This is a genomic window from Micromonospora sp. NPDC023966, from assembly GCF_040639095.1.
GTDB lineage: Bacteria > Actinomycetota > Actinomycetes > Mycobacteriales > Micromonosporaceae > Micromonospora.
Map to the genome: position 1 here is coordinate 1 of NZ_JBEZZJ010000050.1, position 22,276 is coordinate 22,276.

Sequence of the window (22,276 nt, forward strand, 5' to 3'; positions counted from 1 at the left end):
ACCGCCACGATCTGGCACAACTGGACCACCAGCCAACCCGTCATGCGCTCGCTCACCGCGTACGACCACTGACCCCTTGGAATAGATCGTCTAGGGGAGGAGGCCGGCGCGGCGGGCGGCGACCACGACCTCGAGGCGGGTGTGCGCGCCGAGCTTGCGCATGGCCGAGCGCAGGTAGCTCTTCACCGTCTCCGGCCGCAGCCCGAGCTGCCCGGCCACGTCCGCGTTGGTGCAGCCCAGCGCGACGCAGGCCAGCACGTCGGTCTCCCGGGGCGACAGGGTCACCGCCGCCGGCGGCCCCGGGCGGCGTACCGCGCCGGCGAGCCGATCGGCGACGGCGTCGAGGCGGTCGCGCAGCTCCGGGTCGGCGATCCGGCCCAGCAGGGCGCGCAGTTCGGCGTGCGCCTGGCGGACCTGCTCCCACTCGGGCCCGGCCGGGTCCGAGCCGGGCGGCACGGCCGGCAGGGCGGCCAGCGCCGCCCGTGCGGCGTCCCGGTCCGCGAGGCGGCGTTCCAGGTCCCGGCCGGCGTCCACGGCGGCGGCCACCAGGCGGTCGCCGAGGGGCAGGCGCTGGCGTACGGCGCCGTAGAGGACCGCACGGACCTCGCGACGCACCACCACCGGCACGGCGACCACCGAGCGCAGCCCCTCGGCGGAGACCGGGGCGTCGTACTCGTGGCTGATCGAGCGGGCCACCGGGTAGTCGTCGACCCGCAGCGGCAGCCCGAGGGCGAGCGCCTTGCCACCGAGGCCGGCGCCGGCGTGGATGGCGAGGCCGCGCAGCGCAGTCGTGCTGGTGCCCGCCAGCTCGGTGATGGTCATCCGGGGCCGGCCGCCGGGCTGGACCAGCCCGCCGAAGGCGACCGGCAGGCCGGTGCCGCGGAGCAGGGTCAGCAGGCCGCCCCGGACCTCGTCGGCGTCGTCGCGCGGGTAGAGCGTCACCACCTGGCCACCTCCCCGCCGGCCACCCCCGTCCGGGGGTGGTGAGACCTGCGTCACTCGATCGAGGATCAGCCTACTGCGCGCGGCGACGTCCCCTGCCGGCCGCGCGCCCGGAACAGGAAGGACACCCCATGGCCACCGCCGGCACCCAGGCCTTCCGCGAGGCGCGCGACTTCCTGCTCGCGCACCGGACGGACCACGAGATCGCGTACGAGAAGTTCCGCTGGCCCCGGCTCGACGAGTTCAATTGGGCGCTGGACTGGTTCGACGTGCTCGCCGAGGGCAACGACGACACCGCGCTGCGGATCGTCGAGGCGGACGGCGGCGAGGGCAGCTTGTCGTACGCGGAGCTGTCCGGCCGCTCGAACCGGGTGGCGAACTGGCTGCGCGCCCGCGGTGTGCGGGCCGGCGACCGGCTGATCCTCATGCTCGGCAACCAGCTCGAACTGTGGGAGACCATCCTCGCCGCGATCAAGCTGCGCGCGGTGATCATCCCGGCGACGCCGCTGCTCGGCCCGGCGGACCTGGCCGACCGCCTGGCGCGCGGCGGGGCCCGGCACGTGGTGGTCGGGGCGGAGCACGCCGGCAAGTTCGCCGAGGTGGCCGGCGACTACACCCGGATCGCGGTCGGCGCCCCGGTCGACGGCTGGCACGACTACGCCGACGCGTACGGCGCGGACGACGTGTTCAGCCCGGACGGGCCGACCCGCGCCGACGACCCGCTGCTGCTCTACTTCACCTCCGGCACGACGGCCCGGCCGAAGCTGGTCGAGCACACCCACGCCTCGTATCCGGTGGGGCACCTGTCCACCATGTACTGGATCGGGCTGCGCCCGGGGGACGTGCACCTGAACATCTCCTCGCCGGGCTGGGCGAAGCACGCCTGGAGCAACGTGTTCGCGCCGTGGAACGCCGGCGCCACGGTGTTCGTCTACAACTACTCGCGCTTCGACCCGGCCGGCTTGATGGCCGCCATGGACCGGTGCGGGGTGACCAGCTTCTGCGCGCCGCCGACGGTGTGGCGGATGCTGATCCAGGCCGACCTGACCCAGCTCGCCCGCCCGCCGCGCAGCGTGGTCGGCGCGGGGGAGCCGCTGAACCCCGAGGTGATCGAGCAGGTAGAGGCGGCCTGGGGGGTCACCGTCCGGGACGGGTACGGGCAGACCGAGACCACCGCGCAGATCGGCAACCCGCCCGGCGCGCCGGTGAAGCCCGGCTCGATGGGGCGTCCGCTGCCCGGCTACGTGGTGCGCCTCGTCGACCCGGTGAGCGGGGAGGTGGGCGACGACGGGGAGGTCTGCCTGGACCTGGCGCACCGGCCCACCGCGCTGATGGTCGGCTACCACGGCGACGACGAGCTGACCGCCACCGCCATGCGCGACGGCTGGTACCACACCGGGGACATCGCCTCCCGGGACGGCGATGGCTACCTCACCTACGTGGGGCGCACCGACGACGTGTTCAAGGCGTCGGACTACCGGGTGTCGCCGTTCGAGCTGGAGAGCGTGCTGCTGGAGCACGAGGCGGTGGCCGAGGCGGCGGTGGTGCCGTCACCGGACCCGGTGCGGCTGGCCGTGCCGAAGGCGTACGTGGTGCTCGCGCCCGGGTGGGCGCCCGGCCCGGAGACCGCGGCGGCGCTCTTCGCCCACTCGCGGGCCCGGCTGGCCCCGTACCTGCGGGTGCGGCGGTTGGAGTTCGCCGAGCTGCCGAAGACCATCTCCGGCAAGATCCGCCGGACCGAGCTGCGCGCCGCCGAGCGGGACAAGCACGCCGCCGCCGACGCGCGGCCGGCCGGCGAGTACCGCGAGGAGGACTTCCGGTGAGCCTGCCCTCCTACGCCAGCGGGACCTCCGACGCCCCGCTGCTCGGCGACACCATCGGCGCGAACCTGGCCCGCGCGGTCGAGGCGTACCCGGAGCGGGAGGCCCTGGTCGACTGCCCGAGCGGCCGGCGCTGGACGTACGCCGAATTCGGCCGCGCGGTGGGTGAGCTGGCCCGCGGCCTGCTGGCGGCGGGGGTGGCCAAGGGTGACCGGGTCGGCATCTGGGCGCCGAACTGCGCGGAGTGGGTCCTCGTGCAGTACGCCACCGCCACGATCGGCGCGATCATGGTGAACATCAACCCGGCCTACCGGCGGCACGAACTGGAGTACGTGCTGAAACAGTCCGGGGTGAGCCTGCTGGTCTCCTCGCCGGGCTACCGGAGCAGCGACTACCGGGGCATGGTCGCCCAGGTCCGGGACGCCTGCCCGGCGCTGGGCACGGTGGTCTGGCTCGGCGAGTCGAGCTGGGACGACCTGGTGGCCGGCGGGGCGGCGGTGCCGGACGAGCGGCTGGCCGCCCGGGCGGCGGAACTGAGCTGCGACGACCCGATCAACATCCAGTACACCTCGGGCACCACGGGCTTCCCGAAGGGCGCGACGCTGTCGCACCACAACATCCTCAACAACGGCTACTTCGTGGGCGAGCTGGTCCGCTACACCGAGCGGGACCGGATCTGCCTGCCGGTGCCCTTCTACCACTGCTTCGGCATGGTGATGGGCAACCTGGCGGCCACCAGCCACGGCGCCTGCGTGATCATCCCGGCGCCGACCTTCGACCCGGCCGCGACGCTGCGCGCGGTCGCCGCCGAGCGGGCCACCTCGCTGTACGGGGTGCCGACCATGTTCATCGCCGAGCTGGCCCTGCCCGACTTCGCCGCCCACGACCTGTCCAGCCTGCGCACCGGCATCATGGCCGGCTCGCCGTGCCCGGTCGAGGTGATGAAGCGGGTCATCGACGGGATGCACATGGCCGAGGTGGCGATCTGCTACGGCATGACGGAGACCTCGCCGGTGTCCACCCAGACCCGGCACGACGACGACCTCGACCGGCGGACCGCCACGGTGGGGCGGGTGCTGCCGCACGTCGAGGTCAAGGTGGTCGACCCGGCGACCGGGGTGACCGTGCCCCGGGGCGAGCCGGGGGAGCTGTGCACCCGGGGCTACTCGGTGATGCTCGGCTACTGGGACGAGCCGGAGAAGACCGCCGAGGCGATCGACCCGGCGCGGTGGATGCACACCGGCGACCTGGCGGTGATGCGCGAGGACGGCTACCTGACCATCGTCGGGCGGATCAAGGACATGATCATCCGGGGCGGCGAGAACGTCTATCCGCGCGAGATCGAGGAGTTCCTCTACCGGCATCCGAAGATCTCCGATGTGCAGGTGGTCGGCGTCCCCGACGAGCGCTACGGGGAGGAGATCCTGGCCTGCGTGATCCTGCGCGACGGGCACGACACACTCACCGTCGAGGAGGTGGCCGAGTTCTGCCGGGACCGGCTGGCGCACTACAAGGTCCCGCGGTACGTGCGAGTGATGGACGCCTTCCCCATGACGGTCAGCGGCAAGGTGCGCAAGGTCGAGCTGCGCCACGCGGGCCCCGCCTGACCGTCACTCCCCGGTGCGGCCGTCGGCCGGCGAGGGTGGGCCGCCGCGCCGGGCGGTACCACCGATCAGCCTATCGACCGATGGGAATCCCGGCTCATATAGTCAGCTTGCTCAATGCTGTGGTCTCGTGACGCGGGGTGAATCGACGGGTCGGAAGCAGCGGGGGAGACATCATGGCAAGCAGAATTCGCACCGTGCGCCGCGCCGCCTGCGCGGCCGTCGTCGCCGTCCTGGCCACCGGCCTGCCACTCGCGGTCGCGCCGTCGGCGGCCCAGGCCTCCGCCGGCGCCGCGTCCGCCGAGTCCGTCCTCACCTGGGACCTGCACGCCGAGGCGGCGATCTGGGACGTCGCGCGCCAGGCGCCGCAGGTCCAGTCCCGGGGCGCCGCGATGGTGCACGGCGCGATCTACGACGCGGTCAACGCCATCGCCGGCACGCCCTACCAGCCGTACCTGACCGCGCCGCCCGCCGACGGGTCCGAATCCGTTGACGCCGCCGTGGCCGCGGCCGCGTACCGGGTGCTCGACGCGATCTTCCCGGACCAGCACGACGCCCTCACCGCCCGGTACGCCGAGTCGCTCGCCGCGATCCCCGACGGCCGCGCCGAGCGACGCGGGATCGAGGTCGGCATGCGGGCCGCCGCCGCGATGATCGCCGCCCGCCGCGACGACGGCGCGTTCGGCCCGCAGACCTTCCCGGTGGGGACCGAGCCCGGCCGGTGGCGGCCCACCCCGCCGGCCTACGCGAACGACGGCGGCTGGGTCGGCCACATGACGCCGTTCGTGCTGCCCAGCGCGTCGATCTTCCGCACGTCCGGTCCGCCGGCGCTCACCAGCGCGCAGTACGCCCGGGACTACGACGAGATCAAGGCGGTGGGCTCGGCCGGCAGCACGGTCCGCACCGCCGACCAGACCGAGGCGGCGATCTGGTGGCACGACCGCCGGCTCGGCGAGTGGGAGATCAAACGCCAGCTCGTGACGACCCAGCGGCTCACCGCCCTGCAGGCCGCCCGGATGTTCGCCATGGCGGACCTCGCCGAGGCGGACGCGGTCATCGCCTGCTTCAACGAGAAGGAAGCCTGGAACCGGTGGCGGCCGATCACCGCGATCCGGCTCGGCGACACCGACGGCAACCCCGCCACCGCCGCCGATCCCGACTGGACGCCCCTGCTGGTCACGCCGCCCCACCCCGACTACACGTCCGGGCACACCTGCAACACCGGCGCCACCATGTCGGCGCTGGCGTACTTCTTCGGCCGGGACGACATCCCGTTCAACGCCTACAGCGCCGACTCCGGCACCCGGCGCTACTTCAGCGGTTTCTCCCAGGCGCTCACCGAGGTGATCGACGCCCGGGTGTGGGGCGGCATCCACACCCGCACCGCCGACGTGCAGGGGGCGCGGATCGGCCGGGCGACCACCGCCTACGTGGTCCGGCACCAGTTCCGGCCGCGTTCCTGAGGCGTGTCGCTCGGACGGTCGGCCCCGCGCCGACCGGGCTCATGGGCGACCCGTCGGGCTGCGCCCGAGCCGCGCGGCCACCCGCTCCTGCAGCGCCGCCAGCGCAGGACTGACCGTCGCGGTCGGCGGCGTCGGGTCGGCCAGCCGGCGGGCCGGCTCGGGCAGCCAGGCGAGATCGGCGTCGAAGCGGCCACGGGCGTCGCGAACCGCGTCGGCGGGGTCGGCCGGGTCGAGCCGGCGGCCACCGCGCATGACCGGCGCCAGCAGGCGCTCCCGGCCACCCGGTGGTGGCTCGTCGCGCAACCCCACCACATCGCCCGCCGCGCCGGTCGGATCACGGAAGACCTGCTTGGCGGCGGGCAGCGTGGCTTTGCCCGGGGAGAGCTTCAGCACCGGCCGGTCGCCGTAGGCGACCAGTTTGTAGGCGCTGTCCAGGGACGGCGCGTCGTACGAGACGCCCATCTTGGTCCCCACGCCGTACCCGTCGATCGGTGCGCCCTGCGCCACGAGCCCCGCGATGACGTTCTCGTCGAGGCTGCCGCTGGCGAAGATCCTGGCCTGCCGCAGCCCGGCGTCGTCCAGGATCGCCCGGGCCTGCCGGGCCAGCGCCCCGAGGTCGCCGGAGTCGAGCCGTACGCCGACCGGGCCGGTCAACCCGAGTTCGGTGACGACGTCGACGGCGGCCCGGACTCCCGCCGGCGTGTCGTAGGTGTCGACCAGGAAGATCGGGTTCGTGGGGAAGTCGGTCGCGAACGCACGGAACGCCGCCCGCTCGTCGGGGAACGCCTCCACGTACGAGTGGGCCATCGTCCCGGACGGGGCGATGCCGTACCGCATGGCGGCCTCGACGTCGCTGGTCGCGGCGAAGCCGGCGATGGCCGACGCCCGTGCCACCCCTGCGCCGGCGTCGATGCCGTGGGTACGGCGGAACGCGAAGTCGATCAGCTGCGCGCCGCCGGCGGCGAGCCGGCAGCGGGCCGCCTTGGTGGCCACCGTGGTGTGGAAGGTGATCAGGTTCAGCACACCCGTCTCCACCAGCTGCGCCTCCGCGATCGGCGCGGTGACCTCCAGCAGCGGCTCGTCGGCGAAGACCACGCGACCCTCTGGCACGGCCCACACGTCCCCGGTGAACCGCAGCCCGGCCAGCGCCGTCAGGGCGGGCTGGTCGAACCCGACGACGTCGCGCAGGTAGCCCAGCTCGGCGTCGTCGAAGGCGAAGCTCTCCAGGAACGCCAGCGCCTCGGCCAGCCCGGCGGCGACCAGGAAGCCACGCCGGTGCGGCAGCCGGCGGACGAAGAGGCTGAACGTGGCGTGCTCCGTCATGTCCCGGCGCAGGTAGCTGGCCGCCATCCGCAGCTCGTACAGGTCGGTACGCAGTCCCGTCATGCCACCTCCTCCACCACGCCACCACTGTGATCCATCCGGTTGCGAGGCGTACGGGAAACGGGAGATCCGCCTCCGGTGGCTCAGCGGGGGCCGGCGGCCCGCCAGAACTGGCGGGGCGCGTAGCCCTCGCGGCGCAGCCAGTGTTCGGTGTAGACGATCCGCTCGGCCGGCACCACGACCAGCGGCCCGGCCGGCGGCTCGTCCAGCGACCGGGACCGCTCCACGTGGTCGGACTGCCACCGGTACGCCGGCCAGTGGTGGTCGAAGTCCGGGTCGCCGGGGTGCAGCACCCGGGCCCGGCCGAAGACCTGCGCGCCGCGGCTGCTGGCCTGGCCGACCAGGGGCGCGAAGATCCCGACCGAGACGCGTGAATCGGCGGCGAGGTTGCGCATCTTCGGTGAGTCGGCGACCGCGGTGAACATCAGCGTGAAGTCCAGGTGGAAGTAGCGCACCGGGGTGGCGAGCGGGCCGTCCGGGCCGGCGGTGGCCAGCACGCACATGTTCTGGGTGGAGAGCAGGTTGAGGATGCGCTCCTGCAGGCGGTCGCGGTCGAGGCGGGCGGTGGGGGCGGGACCGGCGAGCCAGGGATTCGTGGTGGGCATGGGTGATCTTCCCATGCTCGACCGCGGGACGGCGCTACGCCGTTGCCGCAGTTGATCACACCGCGTAGCGTGATCGACCGTGAACACCGGACCGGCGCCCAGCCACGCACGGATCGGCGACCCGGTGGTCGGCTGATCGCCGGGCGGCTGCGGAGCGGGCAGCCCTTCCGTTCGGCACGCGGGCCTCCACGCGCGTTCGCGCGCGACATGTCCCGTCAAGTGTCGAACAACAGCGAGGTCAGCCGAATGACAGTCACGTTCAACCACACCATCATCGCCGCCAAGGACCGCGACGAGTCCGCCCGGTTCTTCCGGGAGCTGCTGGAACTCCCCGAAGCGCCGTCCTGGGGCGTGTTCACCAACGTCCAGCTCGACGGTGGCGTGCTGCTCCAGTTCGCCGAGCCGCCGGTGGAGATCCAGATGCAGCACTACGCGTTCCTCGTCGACGACGATCTGTTCGACCGGGCGTATCGGCGGCTGTGTGACCGCGGCATCACGCACTGGGCCGATCCGCAGATGCGCCGCCCCGGCGAGATCAACAACGACCACGGCGGTCGGGGCGTCTACTTCAAGGACCCCGCGGGTCACGCGATCGAGTTGATCACCCGCCCGTACCTGTAGCCGGGATGCTCGCCGGCCGGGTCGACCGGAAACCCCGTCGGCCCGGCCGGCGACGGCTGGTAGGTTCGCTCGCCGTCGCGGGGACCACGGGGGACCGGCTCGACGCGCGTCTGTCAGCCCGGCGAGCCGGTCGGCGACGGTGTCCCGGTGGTGGTCGAGGCAGCTGAGGGGGGCTCCGGGCGGGCACTGTGGACGCTAGGGTCTGGGCCCATGCGGTATCGACTCCTGGGCAACACCGGCCTGCGCGTGTCCGAGCTGTTCCTCGGGGCGATGACCTTCGGCGAGCAGGGTGGCGTGGGCGCGCCGCTGGACGAGTGCCGCCGGATGCTCGACCTGTACGCCGACGCGGGCGGCAACGTGGTGGACACGGCGATCAACTACCGGGCGGGCGCCAGCGAGGAGTTCCTCGGCGAGCTGCTGTCCGGCCGCCGCGACCAGTTCGTGCTGGCCACCAAGTACACCGTCTCCCGCGACGGCGGTGACCCCAACGCCGCCGGCAACCACCGCAAGAACCTGGTGCTGTCCCTGGAGACCAGCCTGCGCCGGCTGCGTACCCACTACATCGATCTGTACTGGGTGCACCTGTGGGACCGGCACACCCCGGTCGAGGAGACCATGCGGGCCCTCGACGACGCGGTCCGCGCCGGCAAGATCCTCTACGTCGGCATCTCCGACACCCCCGCCTGGGTGGTGGCGCGGGCCAACGTGCTGGCCGAGTGGCGCGGGTGGACGCCGTTCGCCGGGCTCCAGGTGCCGTACAGCCTGCTCAACCGGGACGCCGAGCGGGAGCTGCTGCCGATGGCGGAGGTGACCGGGATGACCGTGGCGGCGTGGAGCCCGCTTGCCGGCGGCATCCTCTCCGGCAAGTACACCCGGCGTGAGGCGGCCGACAGCGCTCGCCTGGCGACCGCCACCCTCACCGACCGCGATCACGCGGCGGCCCGCGCCGTGCAGGAGGTCGCCGACGAGCTCGGCGCCACCCCGTCGCAGGTCGCGCTGGCCTGGGTGCGTGCCCGCTCGCGCGCCGTGCACCCGATCGTCGGCGCGCGCTCCGTCGGGCAGCTCACCGACAATCTCGGGGCACTCGCCGTCGACCTTCCCGACGAGGCGGTCCGGCGACTCAGCGCCACCACCGAGATCGAGCTGGGCTTCCCCGCCGACTTCATCGGGCAGACCAGCGGCTGGGTCTTCGGCGACGCCGGCAACCGGGTCGACGGCCGGCGCTGACCGGGGCCGGCGTGCGGCGGGAAACCCGGTTCGGGTAGCACCCGACTCCTGGTAGGTTCGCTCGCCGTGACGACGGGGACCACGGGGGATCGGCTCGACGGGCGTTTCGCCCGGCTCTGGACGGCCAGCACCATGTCGGCGCTGGGCAGCGGGATGGCCACCGTGGCCGCCCCGCTCTACGTGGCCTCGCAGACCGACGACCCGCTGACCGTTTCGGCCGGCGCCGCGGTGGCCTGGCTGCCGTGGCTGCTCTTCGCGCTGCCCGGCGGGGTGCTGGTGGACCGGGTGGACCGGCGCCGGCTCATGGTGGTCATCGACTGGCTGCGGGTGGCCGTGCTGGCGGTGCTGGCCGCCGCGATGCTCACCGACCGGGCCGGGGTGGCGCTGCTCTACGCGGTGCTGTTCGTGGTCAACACCGGCGAGGTGGTGTTCCGCAGCGCCGCCCAGGCGATCGTGCCCGCGGTGGTGCCCCGGTCCCGGCTGGAGCGGGCCAACGGCTGGCTCGGTGGCGGCACCCAGATCATGCAGAACATGGTCGCCGGTCCGCTCGGCGGCTTCCTCTTCGTGGCGGCCGCGGCCATCCCGTTCGCCGTCAACGCCGGCACGTACGCGCTCAGCGCCGTCCTCGTCGGCCTGCTCGCCGGGTCGTACCGGGGCGCGCCCGGGACGGGTGAGCGCCGCTCGGCGCGCGCGGAGGTAGCCGAGGGGTTCCGCTGGCTGCTGTCCCAGCGGCTGCTGCGCACCATGGCCCTGCTCATCGGGCTGCTCAACGTCACCCTGACCGCCGCCCTCGCGGTGCTGGTGCTGCTCGCCACCGACCGGCTGGGCCTCGGCTCGGTCGGCTACGGCGCGCTGTTCACCTGCATGGCCGTGGGCGGGCTGCTCGGCTCGGCGGTCGGCGACCGGCTGGTCGCCACCATCACCGCCACCTGGACCGTGCGGGTGGGCCTGCTCATCGAGGCCGGCCTGCACCTGGCCCTGGCCGCCTCGCGCAGCGCCGTGGTGGTCGGGCTGGCGCTGTTCGCCTTCGGCGTGCACGGCGCGCTGTGGAACATGGTCGCCAACTCGCTGCGCCAGCGGCTCACCCCGCCCGCGCTGATGGGCCGGGTGGGCAGCACCACGCTGTTCATCGCCGCGGGCGGCAACTGCGTCGGCGCGCTGCTCGGCGGGCTGGTCGCCGACCGGTACGGGATCACCGCGCCCTACTGGGTGGGCTTCGTGGTGGCCGTGGCGGTGATCGCCGCGACCTGGCGGGTGTTCGACCGGGCCACCGTGGCCGCCGCGTACGCCGACCCGGCCCCGGACGGCCGGGAGTCCCCGGCGACCGTCGCCTGAGCAGGGCCGGGCTCAGGGCCGTGGCGGCACCGGCAGGGTGACGCCCTGCGCGGCCGACCGGTGCGCCAGCTCGATCAGCTCGACCACCCCGACCGAGTCCGCCGGGTCCACCGGCAGCGGCGCGCCGTCCCGCAGCGCCGCCGCCAGCTGCGCGTAGAAGTCCTGGTAGCGGCCCGCCTCGGTGGGCACCGCCCGCAGTTCGCCGTCGGCGCCGAGCCGGCCGTACCGGTCGGGTTCAACCTCGCCCCAGCCCGGGGTGCCCGGCCGGCCGCCCTCGCGCAGCGCCGCCTCCTGCGGGTCCAGCCCGTAGGTGGTGTAGGCGGCCCGGTCGCCGAGCACCCGGAACCGCGGGCCGAGCTGGGCGGTGACCGCGCTCATCCACAGGTGGGAGCGGACCCCGCCGGCGTGGGTGAGCGCGACGAACGCGTCGTCGTCGACCTCGGCGCCCGGCCGGCGCCGGTCCACCTCGGCGTAGACGTGCTGCACCGGGCCGAAGAGCTGCACCGCCTGGTCGACCAGGTGGGCGCCGAGGTCGAACAGCGCGCCGCCGGCCTCGCCGGGTGCGGCGCTCTCCCGCCAGCCCGGCTTGATCGCCGGCCGCCACCGCTCGAACCGGGACTCGAAGCGGGTCACCCGGCCCAGCTCGCCCGCCTCGATGAGCCGGCGGACGGTCAGGAAGTCACCGTCCCAGCGGCGGTTCTGGAACGCGGTCAGCGGCACCCCGGCGGCCGCCGCCTCGGCGACCAGCGCCCGGCCCTCCGCGGCGGTCGGCGCGAGCGGCTTGTCGACGACCACCGGCAGCCCGGCCGCCACCGCGGCCCGGGCCATCGGCACGTGCTGCCGGTTCGGCGTGGCGACCACCACCAGGTCGAGGGTGTCGGCGGCCCGCCAGAGCTGGTCGGCGTCGTCGAGCACCCGGGCGTCCGGGTGCTCGGCGTGGACCTGTGCCCGGCGCTCCGGGTCCCGGGTGACCACCGCGTCCAGCCGTAGGCCGGGCGTGGCGGCGACCAGCGGGGCGTGGAACACCCGTCCGGCGATCCCGTACCCCAGCAACCCCACCCGCAGCGGCGCCTGCGCCATGCCGTCCCCCGTCCTCGATGATCTCCTGCGAATCTACGCGCCGCGCCCGGCGCGGGACGGCGGGTCCCGGACGGCGGCGCACCCGGGTGTGTGGCAGCGTGAGCGGGTGCACCCAACCCCGGTCGAGGCCGACGTCGCGCTGGTCGGCGGCGGCGGCGCCGCCTCCCTGGTGCTGGCCGCCCTGGGCCGGCACGACCTGACCGGCCTGCGGGTCGCCGTGGTCGACCCGGTGCGCCGGCGGGGCCAGGACCGCACCTGGGCGTTCTGGGGCGCCCCCGGCGGCGACCTCGACCCGCTGCTGAGCGCGAGCTGGTCGCGGGTCGACGTGGTCACGCGCGCCGGCCGCCGCGTCCTGCCGCTCACCCCGCTGCGGTACGCCATGCTCCGCTCCGGCCCGGTCTACGACCGGGCTGCCGCGGCCGAGCGGCGGCTGAGCGCGGTGCGGATCGGCGCGCCGGCCGGCGCGCTGGCCGACGACGGGCACCGGGTGACCGTGCACGACCCCGAGGGGCGGCCGCTGGTGCGGGCCGGCTGGGTGCTCGACTCCCGTCCCCGGCCACCGGCCCGGCCCGGGCGGACCAGTTGGGTGCAGCACTTCCGCGGCTGGTGGCTGGCCGCCGACCGGCCCGTCTTCGACCCGGAGCGGGCGGTGCTCATGGACTTCCGCACCCCGCAGCCCGCCCGGGGCGTCTCGTTCGGCTACGTGCTGCCGGTCGACGACCGGTACGCCCTGGTCGAGTACACCGAGTTCGCGCCCGACGTGCTCACCGACGCGGGCTACGACGCGGCACTGCGCGGCTACGCCGGGCTGCTCGGCCTCGACCTGACCGGGCTGCGGGTGCGCGAGGTGGAGAACGGGGTGATCCCGATGACCGACGCGCCGTTCGTCACCCACCCCTCGCCCCGGGTGGTCCGGCTCGGCACCGCCGGCGGCGCCACCCGCCCGTCCACCGGGTTCACCTTCTCCGCGATGCTCCGCCAGGCCGAGCAGGTGGCCCGGGCCCTGGCGGCCGGGCGGCCGCCGGTGCCGGCGCCCGCCTACCCCGGGCGGCACCGGTGGATGGACGCGGTGGCGCTGCGCGCCCTGGACCGGGGGCACGTCGACGGGGTGGCGTTCTTCGAGCGGCTCTTCGACCGGAACCCGCCGGAGCGGGTGCTGCGTTTCCTCGACGGCGCCACCTCGCCGGCCGAGGACCTGGCGGTGATGCGGTCCAGCCCGCTGTTGCCGATGACCGGCGCGGTGCTCGGCGACGCCGTCGACCGGCTGCGCGCCCGGCTGGGCCGCGGTCCGGCCTCCGCCCCCGTGCGGGAGGACGGACCGCGGACCGCGGATCAGGCCGGCTCGTAGGTGGCGACGACCACCCCGGTCGTCGTGGTGACGCTGTCCACCAGCCGCAGCTCGCCGGGCGCGTCGCCGTCGGCGAAGAGCCGCCGCCCGTTGCCCAGCACCAGCGGGTGGACCAGCAGCACGTACGCGTCGACCAGCCCGTGCCGGCGCAGCGACCGGACCAGCTCCCCGCTGCCCAGCACGGCGATGTCCGGGCCGGGTTGTGCCTTGAGCTCCCGTACCGCCTCGATCACGTCCTCCTTCAGCAGGTGCGAGTTCACCCACGGCAGCGGTTCGGTGAGGGTGGTCGAGGCGACGTACTTGGGCAGCGCGTCGAGCACCGGGGTGAACGGGTTGCCGGTCTGCCGCGGCCAGTAGCCGGCGAAGTCCAGGTAGGTGCGCCGGCCGAGCAGCAGCGCGCCGGTCGACGCCATCCCCTCGCCCATCTTCCGGCCCAGCACCGGGTCCTGATAGGGCAGTGCCCAGCCGCCGCGGGTGAAGCCGTCCCGGGTGTCCTCGTCGGGACGCCCGGGCGCCTGCATCACCCCGTCCAGGCTGACGTTGTCGGTGACGACGATCCTGCGCATGCCGCTCCTCGCGGGTTCGGGGCCGGCCCGCTGCCGACCCTCCACCTCCGATACGAACAGCGGACGCGGATTTCGACGTCAGCCACGGTCGGTCAGGACGTCGCGTCCAGGAGCAGTTGCGGGGGAGTGGCGGACTCGCGGCTGCCGTAGCTGCTCGACGAGGCGCCGCTCGAGGTCAGCCCGACGGTGACCGTGCCGTTCCCGCTGACCAGCGGCGTGACGTCGACGATGATCCAGGTGCCGCTGGTCGTCCGGCCGCTGGCGGCGACCGGGGTGCCGCCCACGGTGGGCGCGTTGTTCCAGTTCAGGGACGCCTCCGACCAGGTGGAGTCGGCGACGGGCCGGACCGCGAACCCGCTCGACGAGCCGGCCGCGACCCAGATCCGCAGGCGCGCGCGGAGCACCGCGCCACTCAGCCCGGACACGGTGAACTTCAGGTACGCGTTGGTGGCGGGATCCCCGTCGACCCGCACCACCGGGGTGCTCCCGTAGTTGCTGGTCGGACTGGAGGCCTTGGCGTAGGTGTCCGCCACCGCCACGACCGGGGCGGCCACCGGCGTGGTGACCAGGGCCGGCGTGCTCGGGTTCGAGGAGTTGCCCGACGCGTCGAAGGCGGAGACCGCGTACGAGTAGGAGGTCTCCGACAGCGCGGTGGTGTCGGTGAAGGCGGTCCCGGTCGTGGTCGCGAGGGCAGTCCCGTCCCGGTACACCCGGTACCCCGCCACGCCGGAGTCGTCCGTCGCCGGGTCCCAGGACAGCACGACCTGGTTGGGGCCGGACGCCGACGCCACCAGGTTGGCGGGCGTGCCGGGAGGGTCGGCGTCGGCGGTGGTGACGGTCACCGGGTCGCCCGGCGCGGAGACGTTGCCCGCGGCGTCGACCGCCGTGACCAGATACGTGTACGACGTGCGGGCGGCGCCCACCGTGTCGTCGACGAAGCTCGGGCCAGACGAGGCTTCCGCCAGCAGGCTGCCGTCCCGGAACACCTGGTACCGCGCCACCCCCACGTTGTCGGTCGACGCGTCCCAGGCGAGGCCGACCGCCCCGGGCGTCACCCCGGTGACCCGCAGATTCGCCGGCGCCGCCGGTGCCAGAGTGTCCCGCACCGCGCCGACCGGGCCGGCCTCGGGGCTGGCGTTCGCGGCCGCGTCCACCGCCCGCACCGTCCACCGGTGCGGCTCGTTCGCCGGCACGGCGCTGTCGGCGTAGCTCGTGGCCGCCACGGTGGCGACCGGCACGCCGTCGCGGCGCACCTCGTACCCGGTGACGCCGACGTTGTCGGTGGCGGCCGACCAGGTGAGCGTCACCGCGTCCGGGGAGGTCGCGGCGGCCAGTCCGCCGGGCGCCGTGGGGGGCGTGGTGTCCGGCCCGGGGGTGGTCACGGCCAGCTCGACGCTGCGGTCGGACCGGTTTCCGGCCGCGTCGACGGCGTCGACGGTGTACCGGTACCGGGTCGCCCCGGCGACGGCGGTGTCCGTCCAGGCGCCGGCGGTGGCCGGGAGGTCGGCCACGGCGGTCCCGTCGCGGTAGACGCGGTAGCCGGTCACGCCGTAGTTGTCGACGGCCCCGGTCCAGGCGAGCCGCACCGACGGGGCCGGGCCGACCGTGGCGGACAGGCCGGTGGGTGCGGTCGGGGCGAGCCCGTCGGTGCCCTTGCACGAGACGGTCGACGAGTCGACCAGGGTCGTGCCGGTGGCGCCGGCCGCGTGGTACCGCAGTTCGGCGCGGTTACCGAGGAGTTCCATCCGCATCGCGCCGTAGCTCTTGTTGGTCTTCACCACCCGGGGATCCGAGCTGGCGAAGCCCTGACTCGAGTGGCCTCCGCCGCCCACCACGAGTTCCACGATGCCGTCGGTGGCGGGTATTCCCCCCGCCCCCATGGGTGTCCAGCGCTGATAGTTGTGGTCGTGCCCGGCGAGCAGCAGGGTGACGTGGTGGGCGGCCATCAGGTCCCACATGGGCTGCATCCGCGGCGCGGGGTCCTCGGAGCCGACGCTGAACAGGGGGTGGTGCCAGAACACCACCGTGCACGGGCTGCGGTTGGCGGCGAGGTCCGCCGCGAACCACTCGTACTGCGGGGTGCCCGGCGCGACCTTGTTGTAGTTGCTGGTCGAGTCGATGGCGATGAAGTGCCAGCCGTTGGCGTCGTAGCTGTAGTAGTGCGGGATGTTGTCCCAGAAGTGGAAGTAGCCGTCGGCCGTGTTGCCGTCGTACTCGTGGTTGCCGACGATCGGGGTGGTGACGTCGCGCAGCCGGCCGTAGAACTCCGTCGGGCCGCCGTACCAGTTCTTGAACTCCGTGAGCGTGCCCTCGTCGTACACGTCGCCCAGGTACAGGAACAGGTCCGGGTTCCACCCGACGAGCGCGTTGGTGACGTTCACCGCGTTGGTCTCACCGCCGGCGCCGTCGCCGACGGCTCCCACGACGAAGGGCTCCTGCGGCCCACGGGCCTGGATGGCCGGGACCGACCACTGCCGGGTGTTCGGCGGGGCGGTGACGTTGCCGTTGGCGAAGATGACGGTGATCGCCGTCTCCCCGGTGACGTACCCGTCGCGCATCTTCGCCGTGACACCGAGCACGTGTTCCCCGTCGGCGAAGTCGGCCGAGGAGAGGGTGAACTGGTGCGGTGACTGGAAGTCCGTGATGAGGTAACGCCCGTCGAGTGACCACTCGGTCTTCGCCAGGCCGGGGCTGCTGCCGACCGTGACGTTGACGGTCGCCGCCACACCGGCGTCGCCCACCACCGTGCCGCCCCCGGCGGGCTGGGTGAGGCAGACCAGCACCGTGTAGGGCCCGCCGGCCGGGGTCGACGTGCGGCAGGTGGCGGAGGCGCTGCTCGCCCGGCCGCTCGCGGCCAGGGTCGGCGCCCCGACGACGAGCAGGGCGACCAGTGCGGACGTGACCCGTGACCGGGTCGCTCCGGGTGGCTTCATGGGGTTGACCTCCAGCTCGTGTTGCCAGTCGTCGAGGCAGGGCCGCGGCCTCCCCAGGAGCGGTTCACCATCAGTGGTCGTCGTCGTCGTCCAGGCCCGGCCGGCCACCGGGGACCCCGGCCGGGAGCCGACGTCGCCGCACGAGCACCCCGAGCGGTAACGCCACCACCGCCGCGCCGGTGACGAGCAACGCCCCCCAGGCGCTCAGCCCCCAGTGGTCGCCGTCGGCCGGCTCGCTGCTGTCCGCCGGCACGGCCACGTCGACGCGTACGCCGAGCAGGTCGGCGAGCACGTTGATGTCGGACGCGCCGAACCGTTCGCTCGGTTCGATGTGGGTGTTCTCGCTGAATTCGTTCCAGCTGATCACCCCGATCGCGTCCGGGTCGGAGAGGCGCGCCGCGGCGAAGGAGGCGCGCAGGGTGTCACCCGCGCGGCGTGGCACCGCCCGCTTGCCGCCGACCAGGCGCGCGTCGAAGCCCGGGGTCACCGGGGCGATCCACAACCCGCCGCGCCGGTGCACCGCCCGGGCCATCTCCGCCAGCTTGCGCTGGCTGACGCCGGCGACCGGGTCCACGGAGGACCAGTAGTAGGCCTGGCCGTCGAGCACGCCCTGGCTCGACTCGACGTCCTCGAGCTTCTTGGCGTTGCCCAGGACGAGCAGTTTCCCGCGGACGCCGCCGACGGTGGCCTGGATCTGCGCGGCCGTGAAGCGGTCGCTGCCGGTCCACACCACCACCGGCCGGCCGAAGATGTCGAAGACCGGGTCCGTGGCGTAACGGGTCGCGAAGTACGACAGGTCGGTGCGCACGGTGTCGAAGGCCAGCGGAGTGCGGGCGAAGTCCAATCCCTGGTAGACGATGCCCAGGTGGAAGTGCTCCTCCCGGGCGACCTCGATCAGCTTGGCCAGGCGTTCGTCGAGTTGCGGGGTGTGCTTCCACGACACCAGGAACCCGTTGATGCCGGCCGACTTCGCCATCCGCACGTGCCGCCGCATGATCTCGACGTCGTCGCTGGAGTAGCGCCCGAGCAGCGGGTAGTCGATCTTCGCCCGGTTCCACGACGTCGGGTTGAACCAGATGTAGTAGTAGGCGAGGACCGGGACGGGTGTCGCCGACGGGTGGGGGGTGTCCTGCCGGTGACCGGTGTCGGCACGTGCGCCGCCGGCCGGGAGCAGCGGGCCGGCCAGCGCGGCGAGCAGCAGCACCAGCATGATCCCGGCCCGTAGCGGTGCCGGCGGCCGGTCCTTCCCGGCCGGTACCGACGCCCGGTCCGCCCGCGACCACCGCAACCGCCTGCGGTGCCGGGGTCCCGGGCGTCCTTCCCGGTTCGCGGCCGCGGGGCCGCGGCCGGGCCGGCGGAGCCGAGCCAGCAGGTGCGGCCGTCCGAGCAGGACCAGGCCCACCGCGACGAAGAGCACCGCGAACGTCACCAGGCCCAGGTCGGCCCCGCTGATCACGGTGAGCGCCACCTCCTGGTCCTTGCTGATGCTGACCGGGCGGCCGAACGACACGCCACCGCCGAAGACGGTGATCGTGTACGTGCCGCGCGGCAGGTCGGGCACCACCGCCGTGCCGTCCCGGCCGAACGGCAGCCGCTCGACGGCGCCGTCGGCGCGGGTGAGTTCGATGCCCTCACCGACCTGCCGGGTGAAGAACATGTCGGTTGCCGTGAACGCGACCCGGAAGAAGAGCAACTGCACCACCCACGCCTGCTGCTCCCACGGCACGAACCGCTGTCCCGCGCGGTTGACCACCGAGGTGCCGTCGACCATCGCGCTGTCGACGACGTAGTACAGCTGCTTGGACACCAGCCCCTGCGGGCCCTGCTGGGTCCGGCTCTCCGACACCCAGCGGGGCTGGGTCAACTCTGGGCCGGTCAGGTCGTGGATCTCGCCGGTGTTGCTGCGCAGCCGCATGGCGGTGACCCGGCCCGCCGGCACGGCGTCGCCGAACCGGTCGATGAAGCTCCACGACACCAGCCGGGCGGTACGCACCCCGAGCTCCACCTCCTTGCCGCGCGCCCCGGCGTCCACGTCGCCGCGGAACCGGTCGAAGACGACCTTGCGCGTCGGGTCGATCCGGGTCTCCGGAACGACGAGGCGCCGCTTCAGGTCGACGAAGTTGTGGACGCGGATCCGGAGCCGGCCCCGGGCGTCGGACCGGGCAGTCTGCCCGTCCACCCGTACCACCACCCCGGCCAGCGGGGGCACGACCCGCAGGTGCAGCACGCCCGGTCCGGTCGAGGCGGGCCGGGCGCTCGCGGCCCACGGCGACACGGCCAGGCCCAGCGCGACCGCGACCAGGGTCAGCAGCGCGGCCCGCGCGATCCGCCCGGTCACGTCCATCGCCGCCGCCGCAGGGCCGCCGCACCCACCAGCGCCGCCACCAGGCTGCCCGTGAGGGCGTACGAGGCGTACACCGGCACCGGGTCCGGCCTGGTCACGACCGGCGGTGTGCGTTCGGTGCCGAGCAGGACCGCCGGCCGGGGTGGTCGGTCGAAGTCGAAGGCGTCGAGGAAGGTGTTCGCCCTGCGGTCGCGCTCGGCCAGCGGTGCGAGCCGCCAGTTGACCTCGATGAACTTCAGCGCGGAGGTGAAGTCGAGCGTGGTGGAGTCGACGTGGCCACGCCGGGCGTACGGGCTGACCAGCAGGGCGGGTACCCGGAAGCCGTAGCCGTAGGCGTCGACCTGCGGGGGCGGCACGTGGTCGTACCAGCCGCCCCAGTCGTCGTACGACCAGAGGAAGGCCGACGAGTCCCAGTCGGGCGAGCGCATCAGCTGGGTCAGCAGGGTGCGGACCAGGTTCTGGCCGGCCCGGATGCTGCCCGGCGGGTGCTCGCTGTCACCGGCCGGCGCGATGAAGGAGACGGCGGGCAGCTGGCCCTTGGCGGCGTCGTCGTAGTACTGGTCCAGGTTCACGATCTTGCTGAACAGCCGGGGGTCGTCGACGTAGCGGGCGTAGCCGAGCAACGGCACCCAGATCACCTGCGCTCCCCGGTCGACGTCCTCGGCGCTGGTGCGGGAGCGGAAGGTGATGGTGGGGTCGTAGTTCTCCACGTAGAACTTCCAGCTGATCCCGGCGGCCTCCAGTCGGTCGAAGATGGTCGGGATGTCGCCCCATCCCCGCGCCGGGATCGACTCCGACGCTCCGCTGGCGCCCGGGCCGCCGGTCACCCGGAACATGTGGTTGCGGATGCTGCCGGAGTTGGACGAGCTGAAGAAGCGGTCGAAGAGGACGTACTCGTCGGCGATGTTCCAGTAGTACGGCAGGTCGCGGTCGTCGTAGTAGGCCATCGCGAGCCGGCCGTCCTTGCCCTGCGTGCTCACCCCTTCGACGAAGCCGTCCATGCGGCCGCCGTGATACTGCACCCGGAACGCCTCGGCGGTGTGGTCGAGGTCGAGGCTGCCCAGCTCACCCAGGTGGAACGGCTTGACGCAGGGCTCGGCCCGGCCCCGATTCACCGGCATGCAGGTGCCCGGGGGGATGCCGTCGACCCCCGGCCGGGTGCCGAAGTAGTTGTCGAAGGTGTGGTTCTCCTGCATCAGGAAGACGAAGTGGTCGATCGGCGTGGTGGGGTTCGGTGGGGCCGCCGTCCGGGACGCGGCGTGGGCGGCGGCCGGGTTGGCGAGCACCAGCAGGGCGGCGACCAGCAGTACGCGGGCCACCAGACGACCGGCGTGCCGGCGCGGGCGAAAGGGGTGGATCATGGACGCACCTCGTAGATGATGACCACGGGAACGGGCACCCGTCGGCCCGTGGAGTCGGTCCCGTCGACGTTCTCGGTGTGCACGACGCGGCCGTGGTAACGGCGGATCAGGACCGTCAACCGCTCGGCGAAGAACGTCGAGCGTCCGGCGGAGAACGAGTCCCAGACGACGTAGTGCAGGTCGTTGTGGCGCAGCCACCAGTCCGGGTTGGGCAGCGGCTCGTAGGACGGGTTGCGCCGCAGCGGGTTCGGGCTGACCGAGAGGCCGTAGCAGCGGCGGTGGCCGTAGTACTGGACGATGTTGGCCATCGACGGACCGAGGGTGAGCACCACCGACCCCTCCGGCGTGTTCGCGGCCAGCCACCGGCCGGCCTCCCGGCCGCCCGGCACCCCACCGGAGCCGGCCAGGAAGGTGGCGTTGTCGGCCCGGTTGACCGCGCTCCAGCTGGGCACGAGCAGGCTCAGGGTGACCACCGCGATGGTGCCCGTCCGCACCCCCCGCACCACCCGGGACGGTCCGGCCCCCGGTGCGCCGCCGGCCCTCCGCAGCAGGCGGCGGACCCGCTCCGGAACCGGCATCCCGGTCAGCGCCCGGGCGGCGAGCACCGCGACGGGCGCGACGGCGGGCAGCAGGTACTGGAAGCCCTTCACCGGCCACAGCTGGAAGAACAGCACCGGCGCGGCGATCCACGACAGGAGCAGGGTCTCCCGCCAGGACCGGCGCCGGCGCAGCCACCACAGGCCGCCGGCGGCGGCCGCCACCACGAGCAGCCCCATCGCGGGCGGCACCGTCTCGAGGTAGAAGCCCATCGAGTGGTTGGGTCGACGGAAGAGCTGCCACACCAGGTAGCTCTTGCCGGTCTGGGTGCGACCGGCCAGGGCCTGCGCGACCGGGTGGGTCGCGAAAACCACCCCCATGGCGGCGACGGCCAGCAGCGACAGCCGCACCGGCCGGCGCACGGTCGGGGTCAGCGCCAGGAACGCGTAGACGCCGCCGGCCAGGACGATGCTCGTCTCCTTCGTCAGCATCGTCAGGCCCAGCATGCCGCCGGCCGCGACGTACCACACCGCCTGCTGGCTCTGCACGAACCGGACCAGGCAGTACAGCGTGAGCGTCGCGAACAGGACCATCGGCCCGTCGAGGAGGACCTGGCGGGTGACGATCACGTGGTACGGCATGGCGGCGACGAGCAGCGCCGCGACCAGCCCGACCCGCCGGCCGTAGAGCCGGGCGCCGAGCAGGTGGACGGCGAGCACGGTCGACACGCCGAGCACGGCCACCACCACCCGCCCGGCCACGTCCACCTCGCCGGACCGGAAGAACGGCGACAGCAGGGTCTGGAAGAGCATCGGGTGGGCCCGGAAGACCGGAAAGAACGGCGTGTAGTTCGGGTTCCCGGCGAGCGAGGCGGCCTGCCCCGCGTAGACGGCCTCGTCGCTGTTGAAGCCGAGGGCGTCCAGCCGCCACACCCGCAGCAGCAGCGCCAGCGCCGCGATGGCGACGAGGGCGGCCGGCACCGCCCACCGGCGCCGTCGGCGGCCCCGACCGACGCCGTCGGGGCGGGAGTCCGGCACGGGCACCGACCGGACGACGGGGTGGAGCACGACCGTCGCCTCGCGACGGTCGTGCTCCATCTCCCCGACC

General features: G+C 73.8%; 16 protein-coding genes. 7 read left to right on the forward strand and 9 right to left on the reverse strand.

The window, feature by feature from the left end:
- Positions 1-90 precede the first annotated feature (90 nt).
- On the reverse strand, positions 91-945 hold the full coding sequence (locus tag AB0F68_RS33120; protein ID WP_357345458.1) for a helix-turn-helix transcriptional regulator: 855 nt from the start codon (positions 943-945) through the stop codon (positions 91-93).
- Between the two features lie 128 nt (positions 946-1,073).
- On the opposite strand from AB0F68_RS33120, the gene AB0F68_RS33125 reads away from it, so the two are divergent.
- The 3 genes from AB0F68_RS33125 to AB0F68_RS33135 all read left to right on the forward strand — a co-directional run bounded on the left by AB0F68_RS33125 (position 1,074) and on the right by AB0F68_RS33135 (position 5,829).
- Positions 1,074-2,765, forward strand: coding sequence for an AMP-binding protein (locus AB0F68_RS33125; protein ID WP_357345460.1), 1,692 nt, complete (start codon positions 1,074-1,076; stop codon positions 2,763-2,765).
- A gap of 2 nt (positions 2,766-2,767) precedes the next feature.
- The gene (locus AB0F68_RS33130; RefSeq protein ID WP_357345509.1) at positions 2,768-4,369 is read left to right on the forward strand and encodes an AMP-binding protein; all 1,602 of its coding nucleotides are present in this window, start codon (positions 2,768-2,770) and stop codon (positions 4,367-4,369) included.
- A 173-nt stretch (positions 4,370-4,542) separates the two neighbouring features.
- Complete coding sequence (locus AB0F68_RS33135; RefSeq protein WP_357345462.1) at positions 4,543-5,829, forward strand: vanadium-dependent haloperoxidase; 1,287 nt, start codon at positions 4,543-4,545, stop codon at positions 5,827-5,829.
- A gap of 39 nt (positions 5,830-5,868) precedes the next feature.
- Here AB0F68_RS33135 and AB0F68_RS33140 read toward each other — a convergent pair whose 3' ends face one another.
- Both AB0F68_RS33140 and AB0F68_RS33145 read right to left on the reverse strand, forming a co-directional pair.
- Positions 5,869-7,215, reverse strand: coding sequence for a nicotinate phosphoribosyltransferase (locus AB0F68_RS33140; protein WP_357345464.1), 1,347 nt, complete (start codon positions 7,213-7,215; stop codon positions 5,869-5,871).
- Positions 7,216-7,295: 80 nt separating this feature from the next.
- Positions 7,296-7,817, reverse strand: coding sequence for a pyridoxamine 5'-phosphate oxidase family protein (locus AB0F68_RS33145; protein WP_357345466.1), 522 nt, complete (start codon positions 7,815-7,817; stop codon positions 7,296-7,298).
- Between the two features lie 246 nt (positions 7,818-8,063).
- On the opposite strand from AB0F68_RS33145, the gene AB0F68_RS33150 reads away from it, so the two are divergent.
- From AB0F68_RS33150 to AB0F68_RS33160, 3 genes are all read left to right on the forward strand, one after another.
- Positions 8,064-8,438: a VOC family protein gene (locus AB0F68_RS33150; protein ID WP_357345468.1), complete on the forward strand. Its 375-nt coding sequence runs from the start codon at positions 8,064-8,066 to the stop codon at positions 8,436-8,438.
- 210 nt (positions 8,439-8,648) lie between these two features.
- Positions 8,649-9,665, forward strand: a complete 1,017-nt coding sequence (locus AB0F68_RS33155) for an aldo/keto reductase (protein ID WP_357345470.1) — start codon at positions 8,649-8,651, stop codon at positions 9,663-9,665.
- Between the two features lie 66 nt (positions 9,666-9,731).
- Positions 9,732-11,000 (forward strand): MFS transporter, encoded by a 1,269-nt coding sequence (locus AB0F68_RS33160; RefSeq protein ID WP_357345472.1) that lies wholly within the window; start codon positions 9,732-9,734, stop codon positions 10,998-11,000.
- A gap of 12 nt (positions 11,001-11,012) precedes the next feature.
- On the opposite strand, the gene AB0F68_RS33165 is transcribed toward AB0F68_RS33160, so the two are convergent.
- A complete protein-coding gene (locus AB0F68_RS33165) occupies positions 11,013-12,080 on the reverse strand; it encodes a Gfo/Idh/MocA family oxidoreductase (RefSeq protein WP_357345474.1) in 1,068 nt (355 codons plus the stop codon).
- Positions 12,081-12,168: 88 nt separating this feature from the next.
- Here AB0F68_RS33165 and AB0F68_RS33170 point away from each other — a divergent pair, with 88 nt between their 5' ends.
- Positions 12,169-13,428, forward strand: coding sequence for a lycopene cyclase family protein (locus AB0F68_RS33170; RefSeq protein ID WP_357345511.1), 1,260 nt, complete (start codon positions 12,169-12,171; stop codon positions 13,426-13,428).
- On the opposite strand, the gene AB0F68_RS33175 is transcribed toward AB0F68_RS33170, so the two are convergent.
- The 5 genes from AB0F68_RS33175 to AB0F68_RS33195 all read right to left on the reverse strand — a co-directional run bounded on the left by AB0F68_RS33175 (position 13,413) and on the right by AB0F68_RS33195 (position 22,266).
- Entirely contained in the window at positions 13,413-13,994 is a 582-nt protein-coding gene (locus AB0F68_RS33175; RefSeq protein ID WP_357345476.1) for a dihydrofolate reductase family protein, read from the reverse strand. The two genes, AB0F68_RS33170 and AB0F68_RS33175, sit on opposite strands and share 16 nt — an antisense overlap.
- Before the next feature lie 92 nt (positions 13,995-14,086).
- On the reverse strand, positions 14,087-16,927 hold the full coding sequence (locus AB0F68_RS33180; RefSeq protein WP_357345478.1) for a DNRLRE domain-containing protein: 2,841 nt from the start codon (positions 16,925-16,927) through the stop codon (positions 14,087-14,089).
- A gap of 70 nt (positions 16,928-16,997) precedes the next feature.
- The gene (locus AB0F68_RS33185; protein ID WP_357345480.1) at positions 16,998-19,271 is read right to left on the reverse strand and encodes a hypothetical protein; all 2,274 of its coding nucleotides are present in this window, start codon (positions 19,269-19,271) and stop codon (positions 16,998-17,000) included.
- Positions 19,262-20,632, reverse strand: a complete 1,371-nt coding sequence (locus AB0F68_RS33190) for an alkaline phosphatase family protein (RefSeq protein WP_357345482.1) — start codon at positions 20,630-20,632, stop codon at positions 19,262-19,264. The genes AB0F68_RS33185 and AB0F68_RS33190 overlap by 10 nt, the downstream gene beginning before the upstream one ends.
- Complete coding sequence (locus AB0F68_RS33195) at positions 20,629-22,266, reverse strand: glycosyltransferase family 39 protein (RefSeq protein WP_357345484.1); 1,638 nt, start codon at positions 22,264-22,266, stop codon at positions 20,629-20,631. Before AB0F68_RS33195 ends, AB0F68_RS33190 begins: the two co-directional genes overlap by 4 nt.
- Positions 22,267-22,276: the final 10 nt, after the last annotated feature.

Excerpts from the sequence above, each read along its gene's own strand:
- AB0F68_RS33140 (WP_357345464.1), bottom strand. The coding sequence starts at position 7,215 with ATGACGGGACTGCGTACCGACCTGTACGAGCTGCGGATGGCGGCCAGC.
- AB0F68_RS33155 (WP_357345470.1), top strand. The coding sequence starts at position 8,649 with ATGCGGTATCGACTCCTGGGCAACACCGGCCTGCGCGTGTCCGAGCTG.
- AB0F68_RS33125 (WP_357345460.1), top strand. The coding sequence starts at position 1,074 with ATGGCCACCGCCGGCACCCAGGCCTTCCGCGAGGCGCGCGACTTCCTG.
- AB0F68_RS33185 (WP_357345480.1), bottom strand. The coding sequence starts at position 19,271 with ATGGACGTGACCGGGCGGATCGCGCGGGCCGCGCTGCTGACCCTGGTC.
- AB0F68_RS33175 (WP_357345476.1), bottom strand. The coding sequence starts at position 13,994 with ATGCGCAGGATCGTCGTCACCGACAACGTCAGCCTGGACGGGGTGATG.
- AB0F68_RS33165 (WP_357345474.1), bottom strand. The coding sequence starts at position 12,080 with ATGGCGCAGGCGCCGCTGCGGGTGGGGTTGCTGGGGTACGGGATCGCC.
- AB0F68_RS33135 (WP_357345462.1), top strand. The coding sequence starts at position 4,543 with ATGGCAAGCAGAATTCGCACCGTGCGCCGCGCCGCCTGCGCGGCCGTC.
- AB0F68_RS33195 (WP_357345484.1), bottom strand. The coding sequence starts at position 22,266 with ATGGAGCACGACCGTCGCGAGGCGACGGTCGTGCTCCACCCCGTCGTC.
- AB0F68_RS33150 (WP_357345468.1), top strand. The coding sequence starts at position 8,064 with ATGACAGTCACGTTCAACCACACCATCATCGCCGCCAAGGACCGCGAC.
- AB0F68_RS33180 (WP_357345478.1), bottom strand. The coding sequence starts at position 16,927 with ATGAAGCCACCCGGAGCGACCCGGTCACGGGTCACGTCCGCACTGGTC.
- AB0F68_RS33145 (WP_357345466.1), bottom strand. The coding sequence starts at position 7,817 with ATGCCCACCACGAATCCCTGGCTCGCCGGTCCCGCCCCCACCGCCCGC.
- AB0F68_RS33190 (WP_357345482.1), bottom strand. The coding sequence starts at position 20,632 with ATGATCCACCCCTTTCGCCCGCGCCGGCACGCCGGTCGTCTGGTGGCC.